This is a genomic window from Streptomyces luomodiensis (assembly GCF_031679605.1).
GTDB classification, from domain to species: domain Bacteria; phylum Actinomycetota; class Actinomycetes; order Streptomycetales; family Streptomycetaceae; genus Streptomyces; species Streptomyces luomodiensis.
Genome location: NZ_CP117522.1, coordinates 5,468,784 through 5,488,774, shown reverse-complemented (window position 1 = coordinate 5,488,774; position 19,991 = coordinate 5,468,784). Strand labels below are relative to the sequence as shown.

Sequence of the window (19,991 nt, the reverse complement as noted above, 5' to 3'; positions counted from 1 at the left end):
GTTCCACCCATGAGCAACCGTGCGAGACACTCGCTCGCAGTCGGCTATGTGCTCCTTAGAAAGGAGGTGATCCAGCCGCACCTTCCGGTACGGCTACCTTGTTACGACTTCGTCCCAATCGCCAGTCCCACCTTCGACGGCTCCCCCCACAAGGGTTGGGCCACCGGCTTCGGGTGTTACCGACTTTCGTGACGTGACGGGCGGTGTGTACAAGGCCCGGGAACGTATTCACCGCAGCAATGCTGATCTGCGATTACTAGCGACTCCGACTTCATGGGGTCGAGTTGCAGACCCCAATCCGAACTGAGACCGGCTTTTTGAGATTCGCTCCACCTCACGGCTTCGCAGCTCATTGTACCGGCCATTGTAGCACGTGTGCAGCCCAAGACATAAGGGGCATGATGACTTGACGTCGTCCCCACCTTCCTCCGAGTTGACCCCGGCAGTCTCCTGTGAGTCCCCATCACCCCGAAAGGCATGCTGGCAACACAGAACAAGGGTTGCGCTCGTTGCGGGACTTAACCCAACATCTCACGACACGAGCTGACGACAGCCATGCACCACCTGTACACCGACCACAAGGGGGCACCCATCTCTGAGTGTTTCCGATGTATGTCAAGCCTTGGTAAGGTTCTTCGCGTTGCGTCGAATTAAGCCACATGCTCCGCCGCTTGTGCGGGCCCCCGTCAATTCCTTTGAGTTTTAGCCTTGCGGCCGTACTCCCCAGGCGGGGAACTTAATGCGTTAGCTGCGGCACGGACAACGTGGAATGTCGCCCACACCTAGTTCCCAACGTTTACGGCGTGGACTACCAGGGTATCTAATCCTGTTCGCTCCCCACGCTTTCGCTCCTCAGCGTCAGTATCGGCCCAGAGATCCGCCTTCGCCACCGGTGTTCCTCCTGATATCTGCGCATTTCACCGCTACACCAGGAATTCCGATCTCCCCTACCGAACTCTAGCCTGCCCGTATCGAATGCAGACCCGGAGTTAAGCCCCGGGCTTTCACATCCGACGCGACAAGCCGCCTACGAGCTCTTTACGCCCAATAATTCCGGACAACGCTTGCGCCCTACGTATTACCGCGGCTGCTGGCACGTAGTTAGCCGGCGCTTCTTCTGCAGGTACCGTCACTTGCGCTTCTTCCCTGCTGAAAGAGGTTTACAACCCGAAGGCCGTCATCCCTCACGCGGCGTCGCTGCATCAGGCTTGCGCCCATTGTGCAATATTCCCCACTGCTGCCTCCCGTAGGAGTCTGGGCCGTGTCTCAGTCCCAGTGTGGCCGGTCGCCCTCTCAGGCCGGCTACCCGTCGTCGCCTTGGTAGGCCATCACCCCACCAACAAGCTGATAGGCCGCGGGCTCATCCTGCACCGCCGGAGCTTTCCACCACCAGACCATGCGGTCGGCGGTCATATCCGGTATTAGACCCCGTTTCCAGGGCTTGTCCCAGAGTGCAGGGCAGATTGCCCACGTGTTACTCACCCGTTCGCCACTAATCCCCGGCCGAAACCGGTTCATCGTTCGACTTGCATGTGTTAAGCACGCCGCCAGCGTTCGTCCTGAGCCAGGATCAAACTCTCCGTGAATGCTTCCGGGATATCCCGGCAAACACTGCACGAGAGCGGAACAGAACCGGAGGAATAATCCAGTCCCGTTCACAGCGTCCTCGCTGTGTTTTTCAAAGGAACCTCGTCCGAGATGGACGGGGTTATCAACATATCTGGCGTTGACTTTTGGCACACTGTTGAGTTCTCAAGGAACGGACGCTTCCTTCGAAACCCTTTCACCGGTTTCTCCGGGCGCTTCCCTTCGGTGTTTCCAACCTTACCAGATCCGATTTCCGGTCCGTTTCCGATCCGAATTCCGTTTCCGGCCCCCTGTTGGAGCGGGGTGTTTCGCGCCTTCCGGCGTGTCCACTACTTTAGCGGATTCCCCCGGATGCTCATAATCGAGCTTCCCGATCCGAATTTCGGCATGCCGAAATCCATCCCGATGAGGGGCCGTGCAGAAGTGGTTTGCCGCCGGTGCGGCTCGAGTGGTTGTCGCGTTTCCCGGCAGGGCTCCGCGGCAACCCGGTGAACACTACACGACGCCCCGGAGACCACCAAACCCATGTCGCGCCCCCCGTCGGAGGCGTATGGTCTATGGCATGACGAGCGCATGTGCACAGCAACAGTGGTGGGCCGCCTGACGGCGGCCGCCTCCTTCAGCACATGCGCAACCACGGCCGCCGCTCCGGCGGCCGTTCGCGTCTCTCCCTCACCGCGAATCCCGGCCGGCCGGGGCCGACGGTCCCGAGACAGCGGGAGACGACGGAGAGATGACACAGACGAAGACGACACAGCGCCGGATCTTCAGCGGGGTCAAGCCCACCGGACATCTGACCCTCGGCAATTACCTCGGAGCCGTACGCCGGTGGGTTCAGGAGGACCAGCACCGGGCCGATGCGCTGTTCTGCGTCGTCGATCTGCACGCGCTCACGGTGGAGCACGATCCGGCGCGGGTGCGGCGGCTCACCCGGCAGGCCGCCACGCTGCTGCTGGCCTCGGGGCTCGATCCCGAGCGCTGCACGCTGTTCGTCCAGAGCCATGTGGACGAGCACGCACGGCTGTCCTATCTGATGGAGTGCACCGCCACCGACGGCGAGATGCGGCGGATGATCCAGTACAAGGAGAAAGCCCCGCGGGAGCAGGCGCGGGGAGGGAGCGTACGGCTGTCGCTGCTCACCTATCCGGCGCTGATGGCGGCCGACATCCTCGCGTACGGAACGCATGAGGTGCCGGTCGGCGACGACCAGGTGCAGCATGTCGAGCTGGCCCGGGACCTGGCTCAGCGGTTCAACCAGCGGTACGGACCGGTCTTCACCGTGCCGCGGGCGACCCGTCCGCAGGTCTCGGCGCGGGTGATGGATCTCCAGGACCCGACCTCCAAGATGGGGAAGTCGCACGCCGAGACCGCGGGCATCGTCTATCTGCTCGATGAGCCGGACGTGGTGCGGAAGAAGATCATGCGGGCCGTCACGGACAGCGGAACCGAGGTGCGGTACGACCGGACGGAGCAGCCGGGGGTGACCAATCTGCTGGAGGTGCTCGCCTCGTGCACCGACGGTAAGCCGGAGACGCTGGCCGGGGAGTTCACCTCGTACGGGGCGCTGAAACAGGCCACGGCGGAGGCGGTGCTGGAACTGCTGCGGCCGATCCGGGCCCGGCATGCGGAGCTGTGCGCCGATCCGTCGTATGTGGACGGGGTGCTGCGGGCCGGGGCCGAGCGGGCGCGTGGACTGGCTCGGCCCCGGGTGGACGAGGCGTACGCGGCGATCGGACTGCTGCCACCCGCTTGATCGACCGGTCGACGGGGTGACGGGGCGGACCGGCGGGACGCCGCCCCGTCGGCGTCAGCTGTTGCCGGAGGCGAGCTCGCGGCTGCGGTCGCGGGCCGCCTCCAGTGCGGCGATCAGCGCGGCGCGCACCCCGTGGCGCTCCAGTTCGCGGATGGCGTTGATGGTGGTGCCCGCCGGAGAGGTCACGGCCTCACGCAGCCGGACCGGGTGCTGATCGCTGTCGCGCAGCATCACCGCCGCGCCGATGGCCGCCTGGACGATCAGGTCGTGGGCCTTGTCGCGGGGCAGGCCCAGCAGGATGCCCGCGTCGGTCATCGCCTCGACGAGGAAGTAGAAGTAGGCCGGGCCGGAGCCGGAGAGGGCGGTCGCGGCGTCCTGCTGGGACTCGGGGACGCGCAGTGTCTTGCCGACGCCGCCGAAGATGGCCTCGGTGTGGGCCAGGTGCTCCTCGGTGGCATGGCTGCCCGCCGAGATGACGGACATGGCCTCGTCGACCAGCGCGGGGGTGTTGGTCATCACGCGGACGACCGGGGTGCCGGCGGCCAGGCGCGCCTCGAAGAAGGAGGTGGGGATGCCGGCGGCGCCGGAGATGACCAGCCGGTCGGCGGGGACGTGCGGGGCGAGCTCATCGAGCAGGGTGCCCATGTCCTGCGGTTTGACGGTGAGGATGAGGGTGTCGGCGGACTTGGCGGCCTCCGGGTTGGAGACGGCCTCGACGCCGTAGCGCGAGCGGAGTTCCTCGGCTCGCTCGGGACGGCGGGCGGTGACCAGCAGATCGGACGGCGCCCAGCCGCCTCGGATCATTCCGCTGAGAAGGGCTTCGCCGATCTTTCCCGTGCCGAGCACGGCGACCTTCTCCGTCATAGTGCGGCTCTCCTCATGCCTGAGCGGCTCGTGCTGTGCTGTGTGCTGTGCGCTGTGCGGCGTATGCCTGTTTCTCGCCATCCTCGCACGGATGGCTCATCCCCCAGGGTCCCTGTCCACAGCCCTTGTGCGTCCTTATGAATAACTTATTCATTGTTCGATGAATTAAATTTTTCGCGCCACCCGGCGTGACCGGAGAACCGTTTCGCGCCAGCGCCGACCGGGGCGCCCGGAACCAAACAGTCCTGTTCGATGACCCCACGTTCACAAGTTGATTACATAGCGACTTGCAAATGGTCACGATCTCATGGACACAATAGGGACCGGTGTCTATGTGTACGGGAAGGGGGCGATGGTGAGGACGATTCGGCATACCGCTCGAGCCTTGGTCATGGCGGTATCCGTGTTGCTCGCTCTCTTCATCGCAGCAGACTGCGCGTCCGCGCAGGTCATTCCTTCCGACACGATCAGCGTCACCGCACCAGCCGAATCGCGCTCGGCCAACGAAGCTTTGGTCTCCGCGCACGGCAACACCGGGGCGGAGGACTGCAAGGGGCTCCGTGGACGGGCCCCGCTCACCGCTCCCACGCCGACCGGCAAATACGGATGCGTGTGCGGTTGCGATGCCGGTGTTCCGGTGCCGCGTACCGGCATCACCACACCGATCACCGCACGGCAGGCCGTTCCGGTGTCGAGATCGGGCGAACTGCCCGTCATCCTCCAGATCTTCCGCTGCTGAGAGCTACACCGTCGTAGCCCGGCGGTCCGTGTCACACCTTTCACGCGTTGCCCAACGCTTTTCACGCTTTTCGCAGCAAGCGATCTCAACCGCCAGCGACCGATTCCATCGATCCCACTGACGTAGCGCTATGCCGTGCCCCCGCCTGCCCATGAGCCGGTGACGGGGCGCACTGGAGGCAACCCTCATGCGAAACTCTCTTCTCGACCGTTTCCGTGGTGCCGGAGGCACCTCAGGCTCATCCGGCGCCGGAACATTCCGCGCCGACTTCACCGCTTCTCTCGTCGTCTTCCTCGTCGCCGTCCCCCTGTGTGTGGGGGTAGCGGTGGCCTCGGGTGTGCCGGCCGAACTCGGCCTGATCACCGGCATCGTCGGCGGGCTGGTCACCGGGTTCCTGCCGGGCAGCAGCCTTCAGGTCTCCGGCCCGGCCGCCGGTCTGACCGTGCTCGTATACGAGGCCGTGGAGGAATACGGCGTCGCCGCGCTCGGCGTTCTCGTCCTGATCTCCGGACTGCTGCAACTGGGCATGGGCGCACTCGGGCTCGGCCGCTGGTTCCGGGCGATCTCCGTCGCCGTGGTGCAGGGCATGCTCGCCGGCATCGGCCTGGTGCTGATCGCCGGACAGCTGTACGCGCTGGCCGACGCCAAGGCGCCGAGCAGCGGGCTGGACAAAATCTTCCACATTCCGGAGCTCATCGGGGACGTGGCCGGTTCCGCGGACGCCCTCAAGGCGGTCGCCGTGGGCGCCGGGACCATCGTCGTCCTGGTGCTGTGGCCGCGTTTCCGCCAGGGCGCCAAGGTGCTGCCCGGCCCGCTGGCGGCGGTCGCGCTCGCCACGGCCGTGACCGCGATCTTCGACCTGCCGATCGCCCGGGTCGAGGTCAAGGGCCTGCTGGACGCCGTCCAGCCGCCCGGCGGCAGTGAATTCCAGGCCCTCGCCGAGGTGGGCGTCATCGGGACCGTGCTCGCGTTCACGCTGATCGCCTCCGCCGAGAGCCTGTTCAGCGCCGCGGCCGTGGACCGGCTGCACGACGGGCCGCGTACCGACTACGACAAGGAGCTGATGGCACAGGGCGCGGGCAACGCGGTGTGCGGTGTCCTCGGGGCGCTGCCGATGACCGCGGTGATCGTGCGGAGCTCGGCCAATGTGCAGGCCGGTGCGAAGACGAAGGCGTCGCGAGTGCTGCACGGGGTGTGGCTGCTGGTCTTCGCGGTGGTCTTCCCCTCGGCGCTGGGCATCATCCCGGTGGCGACGCTCGCCGGTGTGCTGGTGCACTCGGGCTGGAAGCTGATCCCGACCAAGGACCTGGTGCCGCTGTGGCGGACCCACCGGGGCGAGGCGATCATCCTGATCGTCACCGCCGGCGCGATCGTGGTCACCAATATGTTCGAGGGTGTGATCATCGGTCTGCTGATGGCCGTGGCCAAGACGGCCTGGGAGACCTCGCATGTTCATGTCGAGGTCACCGGGCGCGAGGACACGGACGGCGAGAAGCCGCTGCACGTCCGGGTGCGCGGCAACGCGACCTTCCTGCGGCTGCCCAAGCTGCTGGACGAGCTGGAGTCCCTGCCGCGTGAGCGGGAGGTGGAGCTGGACCTGACCGGACTGCGCCATGTGGACCACGCCTGCGAGATGGCGCTGGCCACGTGGACCGAGCGGCACAACGCGGTGGTCAAGCGTGATGTCGCCGCCGGGGAGGAGCGGGTCCTGGCGTAACCGACGCCCACTCCGGCGGATAGGGCGGATCGCACCCTTCCGCCGACCGCACCGTTCCGCCGACTGGCCCCCGGCGCGCGCTCTCGTGGCGCGCCGGGGGCCAGATGCGCTTCGGCCGTGGGTTCGCTGGGTGCGCTCCGGCCGTGGGTCAGGTCAGCCGCAGGGCGTGGTGACGAAGCCGTCGCTGCCGGTCTTCACATACGCGTCGGAGACGTACTGACCCGCCGCGATGCTGTCCCAGATGTCGCTGGTGCCGTACGGCCCCGATACCTTCTGGCCGCGCCGCTGGCAGCGGATGGGAACACGGCTGTTGTACGGCAGCACCTTGACGATCTTGTAGCTGGTGCCGGGCCCGCTGCGGACGTTCACCTGATAGCCGGGCGCGATCGGGTAGGTGACCGCCGCGGCGGCGGTCTCCGCGGTCTCTGCGATGCCCGTCGTATCTCTGGTGTCGGCGGTTTCCGCGATCTCTTCGATGGCCATGCGGCCCTCCCCCGTTGAACTTCTATCCGAAGTTGTGCACATGTCGTGTGAAGTGACATGACATGCGGAGGCTAACAAGGCTCGCACGTGTCATCGACTAGGCTCGCCGAGTCGCGACTGCGGCCGAATTCACGGGGGTGGGGCATGCCGCCGGTGCGCAGAGCCGGAACGGGCCCGGAAGCGGAGGATCCGGAATACGCCGGGCAGTACCGGCTCGAGGCGCGCCTCGGATCCGGTGGCATGGGCGTGGTCCATCTGGCCCGCTCGGCCTCGGGACGGCGGCTCGCGGTGAAGGTCGTCCATGCCGAGTTCGCCGAAGACCCCGAGTTCCGGGCGCGGTTCCGGCAGGAGGTGGCGGCCGCCCGGCAGGTCAGCGGCGCGTTCACGGCACCCGTGGTGGATGCCGACCCGGAGGGGGCGCGGCCCTGGATGGCCACCCTCTACATCCCCGGCCCCACCCTCGCCGAACACGTCAAGCGGAGCGGCCCGTTGGCGCCGGACGAGATGGTGCGGCTGGCCGCGGGGCTCGCGGAGGCGCTGCGCGACATCCACCGGGTGGGCGTGGTGCACCGCGATCTCAAGCCGAGCAATGTGCTGCTCGCGGCGGACGGTCCGAAGGTCATCGACTTCGGCATCTCACGGCCGGCCGACAGTGAACTGCGCACCGAGACCGGGAAGTTGATCGGCACCCCGCCGTTCATGGCACCGGAGCAGTTCCAGCGGCCGCGTGCGGTGGGGCCGGCGGCGGACGTGTTCGCGCTGGGCTCGGTACTGGTGCACGCGGCCACCGGGCGGGGGCCGTTCGAGTCCGACAGCCCGTACATCGTGGCGTACCAGGTGGTGCACGACGAAGCGGATCTGGCGGGGGTGCCGGACGAACTGCTGCCGCTGATCCAGCGGTGTCTGGCCAAGAACCCCGACGACCGTCCCACGCCCGACGCCCTGATGACCGTCCTGCGCGCCCTCCACGGCCCCCAGCCGCCGGCGCTGCGCGGGCCCGTCCCGCTCGTACCGCAGCAGCGGACGCCGGACGCGCACTCCTTGCCGGGTCTGCCGGGTGGGTGCGAGGGCGGCGACGCCACGGGTACGGGTACGGGTACGGATACGGATACGCATGTGAAGCCGGTGGCGGTGGCCGAGCCGGTGCCGAACGAGTCCGTGCCGCGTGAGTCCGTGGCGGACGCGCCCGTGCCGGACGCGCCGGTCGCGCGGCGGCGGGGGATGCGGCGGTGGGCGCCGGCCGGGCTCGCGGCCGTCGTGCTGCTCGGCGCGGGTTCGGTCGTCGCGCTGCGCCAGTTCGACGGCGGGGACTCGTCCGGCAATGGGGGGCGGCAGCCGCGGATCAGCGCGGCGACCACGGAGGCGTGGCGCCCCTGGACAACCGGGCCGGCCGCCGGAAAGACCGCGGGCTCGGGGGCTCGGCCGATGTTCTGCTCGTACGGAGCGGGCGCGCTGTACTGCGCTCGACGCGGTGTCGAGGCCGCCCGGGTCGATCCGGACGACGGCCGGGTGGTCTGGTCGCGGCCGTCCGAGGCGGAGCGCCCCAGTGCCGACGAGGCGTTCTCCGCACCCGTGTTCTCCGGCGGTCTGGTGCAGTCGGTGTCCCCGGACGGCAAGCGGCTGACGGCGCTCGACCCCACGACCCACCGCGTCCGCTGGAGCCGCGATGTGTCCGGTTACGACGGCAGGGTCTACTCCTCGGGTGACACCGTGCTGCTGACCGCGCCGGACGGCACGGTCACGGCGGTGAACGGCACGACGAACGAGGAGCGTTGGAGCCACCCGCTGCCCGGCCACGCCCGGCCGTCCTTCTTCTCGTACGGCGACGGCCGCACGGCGTACGCCGTCACCACCGCGGGCGACGGCTCGCACACGCTGATCACGGCGGTGGACACGGAGCGCGGTACGACACGCTGGCGCGCCTCGCTCAGCGGGAACCTCGTCCCGGCCGGCAGCGGCCCCGGCGGAGCGCTGCTGCTGACCGCGACGGACCTCGAGACCCGTACCACCGCCGTCGTCCGCTACGACCCTCGGCGGCACGCGGAGCGGCGGGTCGCGCTGACCGCGGCGGTGGACGCGACCAGTGCGGTCACCAGCGGCGACCGGGTGTATGTGCTGAGCACGGACGGCGGGCTGGTGGCCGTCGACACCCGGCGCGCGGGGGCCAAGGCACAGCTCTGGCGCCTGGAGACCTCGGTCGCCAACGCCTCACCCCTGGTGGCGGCGGACGGCCGGCTGTACTTCTCGGCAGCGGACGGCCGGCTGCTGGCCGTGGACGCCGAGCGGGGCCGGATGGTCGGCGAGACCCGCTCGCGCGGGGTCGGGGCCTTCCACGGCTTCCTGGCACTGATGCCCGCGCCGGTGGCGGCCGACGGCAAGGTGTTCGCGACGGCCCCGGACGGCACGCTCTTCGCGGTGGACGGCCGGAACCCGGCCGATTGGTGAGCGGCGAGGGGTGGCGGCGGCCCGGCGGGCCCTGGGCGATACGGGTCCGCTCCCGCAACCCCAACTGCTCGGCAAGCAGCCGCCGCGCGCGCTCCGGCACGGTGGCGTCACCGCCACCCAGCCGTTACTGGGGCGACGGCGACACCTCACCACGGACTACGGATACGGCGGCCTGGCGGCGGCCGGAAACCGGGGTGCCCAGGCAGGTGACGACGTCGCGGACGAGCGGTGAGCGGCAGCCGGCGGACCCGGCCTGCGGCGGCCCGGCGGGACCTGAGCGATGCGAGTTGCTCCCGCAGCCCCAACTGCTCCACGACCAGCCGCCGCGCGCACGCCAGCCACACTGGCGTCATTGCCGCCCAGCCGATGCTGGGCGACGGCGACACCTCACCAGGGGCTACGGATACGACGACCTGGCGGTCAGCCGAAACACCGACATCAGCCAAGGCGGGTGACGACCTCGCGGGCGAGCAGTGAGCGGCGGCCGGCGGACCCAGCCTGCGGCGGCCCGGCGGACGCTGGGCGATACAGGTCCGCTCCCCGCACCCCCGCCTGCTCGGCGACCAGCCGCCGCGCGCACGCCGGCCACACGGTGGCGTCATTGCCGCCCAGCCGATGCTGGGCGACGGCGACGCCTCGCCACGCACTACGGATACGACGGCCTGGCGGCGGCCGGGAACCGGGGTCAGCCGAGGAGGCTGACGTCGCGGACCGCGCCCTTGTCGGCGCTGGTGGCCATCGCCGCGTAGGCGCGCAGCGCGGTGGAGACCTTGCGCTGACGGTCCTTCGGGGCGTAGACGCCGCCGAGCGCCTCGCGGCGGGCCGCCAGTTCCTCGTCGCTCACCAGGAGTTCGATGGTGCGGGCGGGGATGTCGATGCGGATCCGGTCGCCGTCCTGGACCAGGGCGATGGTGCCGCCGGACGCCGCCTCCGGCGAGGCGTGGCCGATGGAGAGCCCCGAGGTGCCGCCGGAGAAGCGGCCGTCGGTGATCAGCGCGCAGGCCTTGCCCAGGCCCCGGCCCTTGAGGAAGGAGGTGGGGTAGAGCATCTCCTGCATACCGGGGCCGCCCTTGGGGCCCTCGTAGCGGATGACGACGACGTCGCCCTCCTTGACCTGCTTGCCCAGGATCCGCTCGACGGCCTCCTCCTGCGATTCGCAGACCACGGCGGGGCCCTCGAAGGTCCAGATCGACTCGTCGACGCCCGCGGTCTTCACGACGCAGCCGTCGACGGCCAGGTTGCCCTTGAGGACGGCGAGTCCGCCGTCCTTGGAGTAGGCGTGCTCCAGGTCGCGGATGCAGCCGCCGGCGGCGTCCGTGTCCAGGGAGTCCCAGCGCTCGGACTGCGAGAAGGCGGTGGCGGAGCGCTTGCAGCCGGGGGCCGCGTGCCACAGCTCGACGGCCTCGGCCGACGGCGAACCGCCGCGCACGTCCCAGGTCTTGAGCCAGTCGGCGAGCGAGGCGCTGTGCACGGAGTGGACGTTCTCGTTCAGCAGCCCGCCGCGGAACAGCTCGCCGAGGATCGCCGGGATGCCGCCCGCGCGGTGCACGTCCTCCATGTAGTACGTGCCGCCGGGGGCGACGTTCGGGGCGACCTTGGCCAGGCAGGGCACCCGGCGGGAGACCTCGTCGATGTCCTTCAGGTCGTAGTCGAGCCCGGCCTCCTGGGCGGCGGCCAGCAGATGCAGGATCGTGTTGGTCGAGCCGCCCATGGCGATGTCGAGCGCCATGGCGTTCTCGAAGGCGGCGCGGCTGCCGATGGAGCGCGGCAGAACGGTGTCGTCGTCCTGCTCGTAGTAGCGCTTGGTGATCTCCACGACCGTACGGCCGGCCGTCTCGTAGAGCGCCTTGCGGGCGGTGTGGGTGGCCAGCACCGAGCCGTTGCCCGGCAGGGAGAGGCCGATCGCCTCGGTCAGGCAGTTCATCGAGTTGGCGGTGAACATGCCGGAGCAGGAGCCGCAGGTCGGACAGGCGTTGTTCTCGATGCGGAGGATGTCCTCGTCCGAGACGTTCTCGTTGACCGCGTCCGAGATCGCGTTGATCAGGTCCAGCTTGCGGACGGTGCCGTCGACGAGCGTGGCCCGGCCCGCCTCCATGGGGCCGCCGGAGACGAAGACGGTCGGGATGTTGAGCCGCATCGCGGCCATCAGCATCCCGGGCGTGATCTTGTCGCAGTTGGAGATGCAGATCAGCGCGTCGGCGCAGTGCGCCTCGACCATGTACTCCACGGAGTCGGCGATCAGGTCGCGGGAGGGGAGGCTGTAGAGCATCCCGCCGTGGCCCATGGCGATGCCGTCGTCCACGGCGATGGTGTTGAACTCGCGCGGGATGCCGCCCGCCGCCTGGATCGCCTCGCTGACGATCCGGCCGACCGGCTGGAGGTGGGTGTGGCCGGGCACGAACTCGGTGAAGCTGTTGGCCACGGCGACGATCGGCTTGCCGAAGTCCTCACGCGCTACGCCGGAAGCCTGCATAAGGGCGCGGGCGCCCGCCATGTTGCGGCCGTGGGTGACGGTGCGAGACCTCAGCTCGGGCACGGTGCTCGGCTCCCTCGTGTATGTGCGTCCTGCGCATCTGGATCGACATCGGATCGGAGTCTTCTGAGACTACGCCTGTGTCCACGGATCCGGATGGTCCGTCCGGATCCAGAGACGGTGGGGTCACTGTGCGGAAAGGGCCGATCAGCTCTCGGTCAGCGTGCGGGTGGATCTGGGGGGCGGCCAGCGGTCGGCCCGCGATCAGCTCTCGGTCAGGTAGCGCTGGAGGGTGGGGCCCACCATGGCCACGATGTCGTCCATCCCCGCCGAGGCCATCGGCTCCATCCGGATCACATACCGCAGCATCGCGATCCCGATGAGATGCCCGGCCGCGAGCTGGGCCCGGAACTCGGGGTTCGGAACGTCCAGCTCACCCGCCATCCGCAGCAGCACCCGGCGCTCGATCATGCCGCGCAGCACCGCGGCGGCGGCCTCGTTGGTCAGCGCGGAGCGCAGCACGGCGAGCAGCGGCAGCCGGTAGACGGGGTTCTCCCAGACGCCGAACACGAAGCGGGCCATCCGCTCGCCCACGCCCTCCCGGCTGCCGTGCACCGCGTCCGGCGCACCCATGGCGGGCGCGAGGATCAGCTCGACGGCCGCCTCGAAGACCTGCTCCTTGGTGCCGAAGTAGTGGTGGACCAGCGCCGGGTCCACCCCCGCGGCCTTGGCGATACCGCGGATCGAGGTCTTGTCGTAGCCGTGCTCGGCGAACTCGTTGCGCGCCGCGGTCAGGATCCGGTCGCGGGCGGCGGGGCCGTCGGCGGCGCTGGTACGGGCCGGGCGGCCGCGTTTGCGCGGGCCCGTGGCGGGTCCCGTCGAGGCGGGGGTCATGAACCGGGCACCGCCCGGCTCGGCGGGGTGGCCGAGGTCGGCGAGGCGAGGTGCAGCCGGGTGAAGGCGAGGGCCTCCGCCAGATCGGCCTCACGCTCGGTCGAGGACATGGCACGCCGGGTGTTGACCTCAACGACCACATTGCCGTCGAAACCGGTCGTCGCGAGCCGCTCCAGCAGCTCGGCGCAGGGCTGGCTGCCGCGCCCCGGCACCAGGTGCTCGTCCTTGTTGGAGCCCTGGCCGTCGGCGAGGTGCAGATGGGCCAGCCGGTCACCCATCCGGTCCACCATCTCCAGCGCGTCCGTACGGGCGGTGGCGGTGTGCGACAGATCGATCGTGAAGTGGCGGTAGTCGTCCTTGGTGACGTCCCAGCCCGGGGCGTACGCGAGCATCTCGCGGTCGCGATAACGCCACGGGTACATGTTCTCGACCGCGAACCGTACATCCGTCTCATCGGCCATCCGCCAGATGCCGCGGACGAACTCGCGGGCGTAGGCCCGCTGCCATCGGAACGGCGGGTGGACGACGACGGTGGACGCGCCGAGCTTCTCGGCGGCCGCTCTCGCCCGCTGCAGCTTGACCCACGGGTCGGTCGACCAGACCCGCTGGGTGATCAACAGACAGGGGGCGTGTACGGCGAGGATCGGCACCTGGTGGTAGTCCGAGAGGCGGCGCAGCGCCTCGATGTCCTGGCTGACCGGATCGGTCCACACCATGACCTCGACACCGTCGTAGCCCAGGCGTGCCGCGATCTCGAAGGCCGTCGCCGTCGACTCCGGATAGACCGAGGCGGTGGACAGCGCGACCTTCGCATCCGGGATGCGCACCACTGGCTCTGTCACGAGGGACAGCGTACGGCGGCTGCTCTCCGCAACCGAACTGCGGCTGCCTTCGCGGTGGCCGTGGGGCGGTCTTGCGGCGGCCATGCGGTGGCCTTACGGCAGCCATGCGACGGCCTTACGGCGGCCATGCGGCGGCCATGCGGCGGCCTTGGCGGCTGAACCACCGCCGTTTTCGCGGCCGGGTCGGGGCGGCGTGAGGGCTGCGCGGGGCGGCGGCCGGGGCCGGGGAGGGCGGTCTTCGGTGACGCTGTGTGGTCAGGTCGGGGATGATCCAGGGCCGTGGCTTTGTGTCGGGAGACGGTTTGTGCGCGTGCGCGTGGCCGTGCCGGGAAGCCGGGGGCCGGGGGCCCGCCTCGGGAGGCCGGGAGAGGGTTCAGACGCGTCCAGGCACGTCCAGGCGCGTCGTCACGTCGGCAGATGGTCCAGCCGGCGGAGGATGACGCCCTCCCGCAGTGCCCACGGGCAGATCTCCAGCTGGTCCACGCCGAACAGATCCATCGCGGCCTCCGCCACCAGCGCCCCGGCCGGGAGCTGTCCGGCCCGGCCCTCGGAGACCCCGGGCAGTCCGGCCCGTTCCCGGGTGGACATGGCGGCCAGCTTCGGCACCCACTCCTCCAGCGCCCGGCGGGTGAGCCGGCGCTCGACGTACGGGCCCTCGGCGGAGCGCGCAGCGCCGGTGATCCTGGCCAGCTGCTTGAAGGTCTTGGAGGTGGCCACTACGTGGTCCGGCGCCCCATGGCGGCTGAATTCGCCGACGCTCCTGCCGATCTCGGCCCGGACATGGCGCCGCAGGGCCCGTACGTCCGTCGGGTCGGGCGGGTCGCCGGGCAGCCAGGCCGCGGTCAGCCGGCCGGCGCCCAGCGGCAGCGAGACGGCCGCGTCGGGCTCCTCGTCCATTCCGTACGCGATCTCCAGCGAACCGCCGCCGATGTCCAGGATCAGCAGCTTCCCGGCGGACCAGCCGAACCAGCGGCGGGCGGCCAGGAAGGTGAGCCGCGCCTCGTCCGCGCCGCTGAGCACCTGGAGCCGGACGCCGGTCTCCTCGGCGACCCGGGCGAGTACCTGATCGGCGTTGGACGCCTCGCGGACGGCGGAGGTCGCGAACGGCAGGACGTCCTCGACGCCCTTGTCCTCGGCGGCCACCAGGGCCTCCTTGACCACGGCGATCAGGCGGTCGATGCCCTCGGGGCCGATGGCGCCCTCCCCGTCGAGGAGCTCGGCCAGCCGCAGCTCGGCCTTGTGCGAATGCGCGGGCAGCGGGCGCGCGCCGGGGTGGGCGTCCATCACCAGCAGATGGACCGTATTCGAACCCACGTCGAGGACACCGAGTCTCATGGTCTGAACGCTACTGCGCGGGATCGCGATGTCATGCACAGGTCCCACCTCCGGCTTTGCGCCGAGGGGCCTACGCTTGCACCGTGGCAAAGACGAAAAAGGCGAAGCGGGACAAAGGCAAAGACCGGCGGGCCGTTGACACGGACCAGCAGGCCGTCCTGGAGTGGCAGGCCGAGGAGCCGACGCCGTCCGGTGCCGAGGACGAGGTCGGTCTGGACTTCGCCCGCGCATGGGTCGAATTCCCCGACCCGGCCGACGACGAACAGCTCTTCCGGTGCGATCTGACCTGGCTGACCTCCCGGTGGACCTGCGTCTTCGGCCAGGGCTGCCAGGGCATCCAGGCCGGGCGGGCCAGCGACGGCTGCTGCACGCTCGGCGCGCACTTCTCCGACGAGGAGGACGAGGAGCGGGTCGGACGCCATATGGCCCGGCTGACCCCGGAGATCTGGCAGTTCCACGACGAGGGCCACGCCTCGGGGTGGGTGCAGGAGGACGAGGACGGCGAGCGGCAGACCCGGCGCCACAAGGGCTCGTGCATCTTCCAGAACCGGCCGGGCTTCGCGGGCGGCGCGGGCTGCGCGCTGCACATCCTGGCGCTGCGGGAGGGGCGCGAGCCGCTGGAGACCAAGCCGGACGTCTGCTGGCAGCTGCCGGTACGCCGGTCCTACGACTGGATCGACCGGCCGGACGACACCCGGGTGCTGCGGATCACCATCGGCGAGTACGACCGGCGCGGCTGGGGGCCGGGCGGCCACGACCTGCACTGGTGGTGCACCTCGGCCACGTCGGCGCACGGGGGCGGTGAGCCGGTGTTCCGGTCCTACCGGCCGGAACTCACGGAGCTGATGGGCAAGGCCGGGTACGACCGGCTGGCCGAGCTGTGCGAGCAGCGCTTGGCGTCGTCGCTGCCGATGCTGGCACCACACCCGGCGGACCCGGTCGGCCCGGTCACCCCGGCCGTCCCGACGGACCCGGCCGACTGACCCGACCCACCACCCGACCGCGCCCATATGACGCGCGGCCCCGCCGCCGCGCCTCAGTGCTGGGGGTTCGCGGCGGGTGTGCTGGAGGGGGCGGGTGATGGGGTGGCCGGTGCTGGGGTCGGGGTCCCGGAGGGGGGTGCGGGGGTGGGGTCGGGGGTTGTGCCTCGGCCCTCGATCAGGACTACCGCGCCCGCCGGGGCCACCGTGACGCGTGCGCTCCAGTGGCCGGCCGGCTCGCGGTCGTGGTCCACCGAGACCGTGATGGTCGTGGAGTCGCCGGGCCGCAGCATCCCCGCCGTGTGGTTCAGCTGGAGCCATGAGGCCCCGGCGGAGGCCGACCAGTGCACCGGGGAGCCGCCGGACGCGGTGAGGGTGACGACCGTCACCTCGCCCTCGGGCTGTGCCGTGACCGTCAGCCGTCCCGGGCCGGGGGCGGGCCGGGAGGGTCCGGAGCCGTCGGCGGGGCGGCCGCCACCGGCCGGGGAACCGTCCGGGCGGGCCGTGTCGCCGTCCTTACCGATGACCTCGACCGACACATCCGGCCCCGGCCGCTCCGCCTCGGCGTCCCGGCCGGGGCCGAACCGCGTGCCGGAACGGTCCTGCGCGCCGCCCGTCTGCTCGTACGAGCGCCGGGCAGGCCGGTCCTGACCGGCCGGGGCCTGGTCCGTGCCGTCCACGCCGGCGGCGGCCACCGAGTCCGTGTCGTGCTCATCACCGGCGAGCGGGGCGCCCCGGTATGCGGCCCACAGGGCCAGCACCGGGGCCGCCACGACCGTCGCGACCACCGTCGTCGTCACCGCGCGGCTGCGCATCCGGCTGCGGCGGGCGGCCCGGTCCTGGGGCTCCAGCGGAAAGCCGCGCCGGTCGAACCGGGGCCCGGCGCCCACGCGGGCGGGGCGGCCGCTGAGCGCGCCCAGCATCGCGGCGTGCACGGCGGCGCGCGGCGCCTCCACCACCGGCAGCGCGGCGGGCGCGGCCGCCGTGCCGGGCCAGGGTCCGTCGGCCGTGGCCCGCTCGGCCATCCGGCGGCACTCCCGGCAGTCGTCCACATGGCGCACCAGCTCACGGCGGAGCGCGGCGGAGAGCAGCACCTGGGTGTCGCCCGCGAGCCGAGCGACCACCGGGCAGTGGCCGAGCTCGACGACGGCGAGTGCGGCGCGGGTCCGCTCCACCTCGCAGGCGGCGCTGGAGAGCAGGGCGCGGGTCTCCTCCTGGCCCTTGCCGAGCACGGCGGCCACCTCGGACGGGCCGAGCCGGTGGCGCACCGCGAGTTCGAGCGCCTCGCGCTGCTCGGCGCTGGTTCCGGCGGCCTCCGGCCAGGCCAGCGCGGCCAGTTCGCGGCGACGATGGGCGGCGATGGGCTCGGGCAGCTCGGTCTCGGCGCCGTCGCCCGGGGTGTCCGTCCCCGTACCGCCGCGGCGCTCGGCGAGCTTGCGCAGACAGGCCCAGCGGGCGACCGCGTAGAGCCAGGGGCGGGACAGCTCGACCTCCCTGTTCCCCCGCCCCCGCCCCCGGCCCCGGCCTCGGCCCCGGCCGTGGCGGCGCTCGGAGACCGCCAGCACATCGCCCACCGCGACGGCCGCGGCGTCGTGCTCGCACAGGGCGGACAGGCAGTAGGTGAACAGGCCGTCGAGATACGGCTCGTAGCGTTCGGGAGGCCGCTGGGGGCGGGTGGTGGTGGAGCGGGGCGCACGGCGCTGCGCCCGGTGTGCGCCGGTGGTGGCCTGTGTCGAGTGCTCGGACCTGCTGCTCATCACCCGGCGACGGTAGGCGGATGATGCAGACTTCCTCGCGCCACTTGCACGGTTTTAACCCTTACGGGTGACCATCTCGCTCATAAGGGGACAGGTGTCCCTCTTCGGTGGCCGCGACCTGCTATGCGACAGGTGGCCTCCCCCACATGGCGCGCGCTGCCGTCGCGGCCGCCGTTCGGCTCTGTCGGTGGCCGACGCTAGCGTTACGGCATGGCTGCCCGTAGCTCCTCCCGTTCATCCGCCAAGGACCGGCCCTCCTACCGCTGCACGGAGTGCGGCTGGACCACCGCCAAGTGGCTCGGCCGCTGCCCGGAGTGCCATGCGTGGGGCACGGTCGAGGAGTACGGCGCGCCCGCGGTGCGGACCACCACACCCGGCCGGGTCACCTCGGCCGCCCTGCCCATCGGCCAGGTCGACGGCCGTCAGGCCACCGCGCGCAGCACCGGCGTGGACGAGCTCGACCGGGTGCTCGGCGGCGGGCTGGTCCCGGGCGCGGTCGTGCTGCTCGCCGGGGAGCCCGGGGTCGGCAAGTCCACGCTGCTGCTGGACGTCGCCGCCAAGGCCGCCTCCGACGAGCACCGCACGCTCTACATCACCGGTGAGGAGTCGGCGAGCCAGGTGCGGCTGCGCGCGGACCGCATCGGCGCGCTGAGCGACCATCTCTACCTCGCCGCCGAGACCGACCTCTCCGCGGTCCTCGGCCATCTCGACTCGGTCAAGCCCTCGCTGCTCGTCCTGGACTCGGTGCAGACCGTCGCCTCGCCCGAGATCGACGGCGCGCCCGGCGGGATGGCGCAGGTGCGCGAGGTGGCCGGGGCGCTCATCCGCGCCTCCAAGGAGCGCGGTATGTCCACGCTGCTGGTGGGCCACGTCACCAAGGACGGCGCCATCGCGGGGCCCCGGCTGCTGGAGCATCTGGTCGATGTCGTCCTGCACTTCGAGGGCGACCGGCACGCCCGGCTGCGGCTGGTCCGGGGCGTGAAGAACCGCTACGGGGCCACGGACGAGGTCGGCTGTTTCGAGCTGCACGACGAGGGCATCACCGGGCTCGCCGACCCCTCCGGGCTGTTCCTCACCCGCCGCGACGAGCCGGTGCCGGGCACCTGTCTGACAGTCACCCTGGAGGGCCGCCGGCCGCTGGTGGCCGAGGTGCAGGCGCTCACCGTCGACTCCCAGATCCCCTCCCCGCGCCGCACCACCTCCGGTCTGGAGACCTCCCGGGTCTCGATGATGCTGGCCGTGCTGGAGCAGCGCGGCCGGATCAGCGCGCTGGGCAAGCGGGACATCTACAGCGCCACGGTCGGCGGGGTGAAGCTGTCCGAGCCCGCCGCGGACCTCGCCGTGACGCTCGCGCTGGCCAGCGCCGCCAGTGACACCCCGCTGCCCAAGAACCTGGTGGCCATCGGCGAGGTGGGGCTCGCGGGCGAGGTCCGGCGGGTCACCGGGGTGCAGCGGCGGCTGGCGGAGGCGGCCCGGCTCGGTTTCACCCACGCCCTGGTACCGGGCGACCCGGGCCGGATACCGGACGGGATGCGGGTGCTGGAGGTCGCGGACATCGGGGACGCGCTGCGGGTGCTGCCCCGGCGGCGGGAGCGGAGTGAGAAGGCGCGGTCGGGCGCGGAGGATCGCGGCTGACGCCGTGGTCGGGTGCGGAGTCGGGTGCGGATGACCGTGGCTGAGGTGACGGGCGAGACGCTGATGGGACACAACCGGCTGAGCGCTCGGTAAGCGCGGCGGTGCCCCGGCGAGTGGGTGGCCGTGTGTGCCCTGGCCAGGCACGACGGCCCCCGGCGGGCGGGTGGCCGGGGTGCCTTGGCCAGACATCGCGGCGCGGCCGCCGCGCCCCAGCGGACAGGTCACCGCGCGCCCTGGCGAGGCATCGCGACACCCCAGCAGGCGGAGAACGGAATGCGCCGGCGAGAGCACGCGGCGCCCCGGCGGGAAGGTGGCCGGGACACCCCGGCCAGACACCGCGGCGCGACGGCGGTACCCCAGCGGACAGGTCACCGCACGCCCTGACGAGGCATCGCGACACCCCAGCAGGCGGAGAACGGAATGCGCCGGCGAGAGCACGCGGCGCCCCGGCGGGAAGTGGCCGGAACACCCCGGCCAGACACCGCGG

General features: G+C 70.9%; 13 protein-coding genes and 1 rRNA gene. 6 read left to right on the top strand and 8 right to left on the bottom strand.

What is annotated here, in order from left to right:
* Positions 1 to 59 precede the first annotated feature (59 nt).
* Positions 60 to 1,586: ribosomal RNA gene (locus PS467_RS23135) — 16S ribosomal RNA — on the bottom strand.
* Between the two features lie 734 nt (positions 1,587 to 2,320).
* Between PS467_RS23135 and trpS the strand changes: the two genes are divergently transcribed.
* Entirely contained in the window at positions 2,321 to 3,340 is a 1,020-nt protein-coding gene (gene trpS, locus PS467_RS23130; RefSeq protein ID WP_268973571.1) for a tryptophan--tRNA ligase, read from the top strand.
* A 54-nt stretch (positions 3,341 to 3,394) separates the two neighbouring features.
* Here trpS and proC read toward each other — a convergent pair whose 3' ends face one another.
* Complete coding sequence (gene proC / locus PS467_RS23125) at positions 3,395 to 4,204, bottom strand: pyrroline-5-carboxylate reductase (RefSeq protein ID WP_268973570.1); 810 nt, start codon at positions 4,202 to 4,204, stop codon at positions 3,395 to 3,397.
* A 403-nt stretch (positions 4,205 to 4,607) separates the two neighbouring features.
* On the opposite strand from proC, the gene PS467_RS23120 reads away from it, so the two are divergent.
* Together PS467_RS23120 and PS467_RS23115 are read left to right on the top strand one after the other, a co-directional pair.
* Positions 4,608 to 4,943: a hypothetical protein gene (locus PS467_RS23120; protein ID WP_311036857.1), complete on the top strand. Its 336-nt coding sequence runs from the start codon at positions 4,608 to 4,610 to the stop codon at positions 4,941 to 4,943.
* Between the two features lie 187 nt (positions 4,944 to 5,130).
* A complete protein-coding gene (locus PS467_RS23115; protein ID WP_268973568.1) occupies positions 5,131 to 6,660 on the top strand; it encodes a SulP family inorganic anion transporter in 1,530 nt (509 codons plus the stop codon).
* 153 nt (positions 6,661 to 6,813) lie between these two features.
* Here PS467_RS23115 and PS467_RS23110 read toward each other — a convergent pair whose 3' ends face one another.
* On the bottom strand, positions 6,814 to 7,143 hold the full coding sequence (locus PS467_RS23110; protein WP_311036856.1) for an SH3 domain-containing protein: 330 nt from the start codon (positions 7,141 to 7,143) through the stop codon (positions 6,814 to 6,816).
* Between the two features lie 144 nt (positions 7,144 to 7,287).
* Between PS467_RS23110 and PS467_RS23105 the strand changes: the two genes are divergently transcribed.
* Entirely contained in the window at positions 7,288 to 9,588 is a 2,301-nt protein-coding gene (locus PS467_RS23105) for a protein kinase domain-containing protein (protein WP_311036855.1), read from the top strand.
* Between the two features lie 685 nt (positions 9,589 to 10,273).
* On the opposite strand, the gene ilvD is transcribed toward PS467_RS23105, so the two are convergent.
* From ilvD to PS467_RS23085, 4 genes are all read right to left on the bottom strand, one after another.
* A complete protein-coding gene (gene ilvD, locus PS467_RS23100; RefSeq protein ID WP_268973565.1) occupies positions 10,274 to 12,124 on the bottom strand; it encodes a dihydroxy-acid dehydratase in 1,851 nt (616 codons plus the stop codon).
* 201 nt (positions 12,125 to 12,325) lie between these two features.
* Positions 12,326 to 12,955 (bottom strand): TetR/AcrR family transcriptional regulator, encoded by a 630-nt coding sequence (locus PS467_RS23095; protein WP_311036854.1) that lies wholly within the window; start codon positions 12,953 to 12,955, stop codon positions 12,326 to 12,328.
* Positions 12,952 to 13,797 (bottom strand): sugar phosphate isomerase/epimerase family protein, encoded by an 846-nt coding sequence (locus PS467_RS23090; RefSeq protein WP_268973563.1) that lies wholly within the window; start codon positions 13,795 to 13,797, stop codon positions 12,952 to 12,954. The genes PS467_RS23095 and PS467_RS23090 overlap by 4 nt, the downstream gene beginning before the upstream one ends.
* 405 nt (positions 13,798 to 14,202) lie before the next feature.
* Positions 14,203 to 15,132, bottom strand: a complete 930-nt coding sequence (locus PS467_RS23085) for a Ppx/GppA family phosphatase (RefSeq protein ID WP_311036853.1) — start codon at positions 15,130 to 15,132, stop codon at positions 14,203 to 14,205.
* 83 nt (positions 15,133 to 15,215) lie between these two features.
* Here PS467_RS23085 and PS467_RS23080 point away from each other — a divergent pair, with 83 nt between their 5' ends.
* Positions 15,216 to 16,115 (top strand): DUF3109 family protein, encoded by a 900-nt coding sequence (locus PS467_RS23080; RefSeq protein WP_311036852.1) that lies wholly within the window; start codon positions 15,216 to 15,218, stop codon positions 16,113 to 16,115.
* Positions 16,116 to 16,168: 53 nt separating this feature from the next.
* On the opposite strand, the gene PS467_RS23075 is transcribed toward PS467_RS23080, so the two are convergent.
* Positions 16,169 to 17,869: a BACON domain-containing protein gene (locus PS467_RS23075; protein WP_311036851.1), complete on the bottom strand. Its 1,701-nt coding sequence runs from the start codon at positions 17,867 to 17,869 to the stop codon at positions 16,169 to 16,171.
* A 210-nt stretch (positions 17,870 to 18,079) separates the two neighbouring features.
* Between PS467_RS23075 and radA the strand changes: the two genes are divergently transcribed.
* Positions 18,080 to 19,504 (top strand): DNA repair protein RadA, encoded by a 1,425-nt coding sequence (radA, locus tag PS467_RS23070; protein WP_311036850.1) that lies wholly within the window; start codon positions 18,080 to 18,082, stop codon positions 19,502 to 19,504.
* Positions 19,505 to 19,991 lie beyond the last annotated feature (487 nt).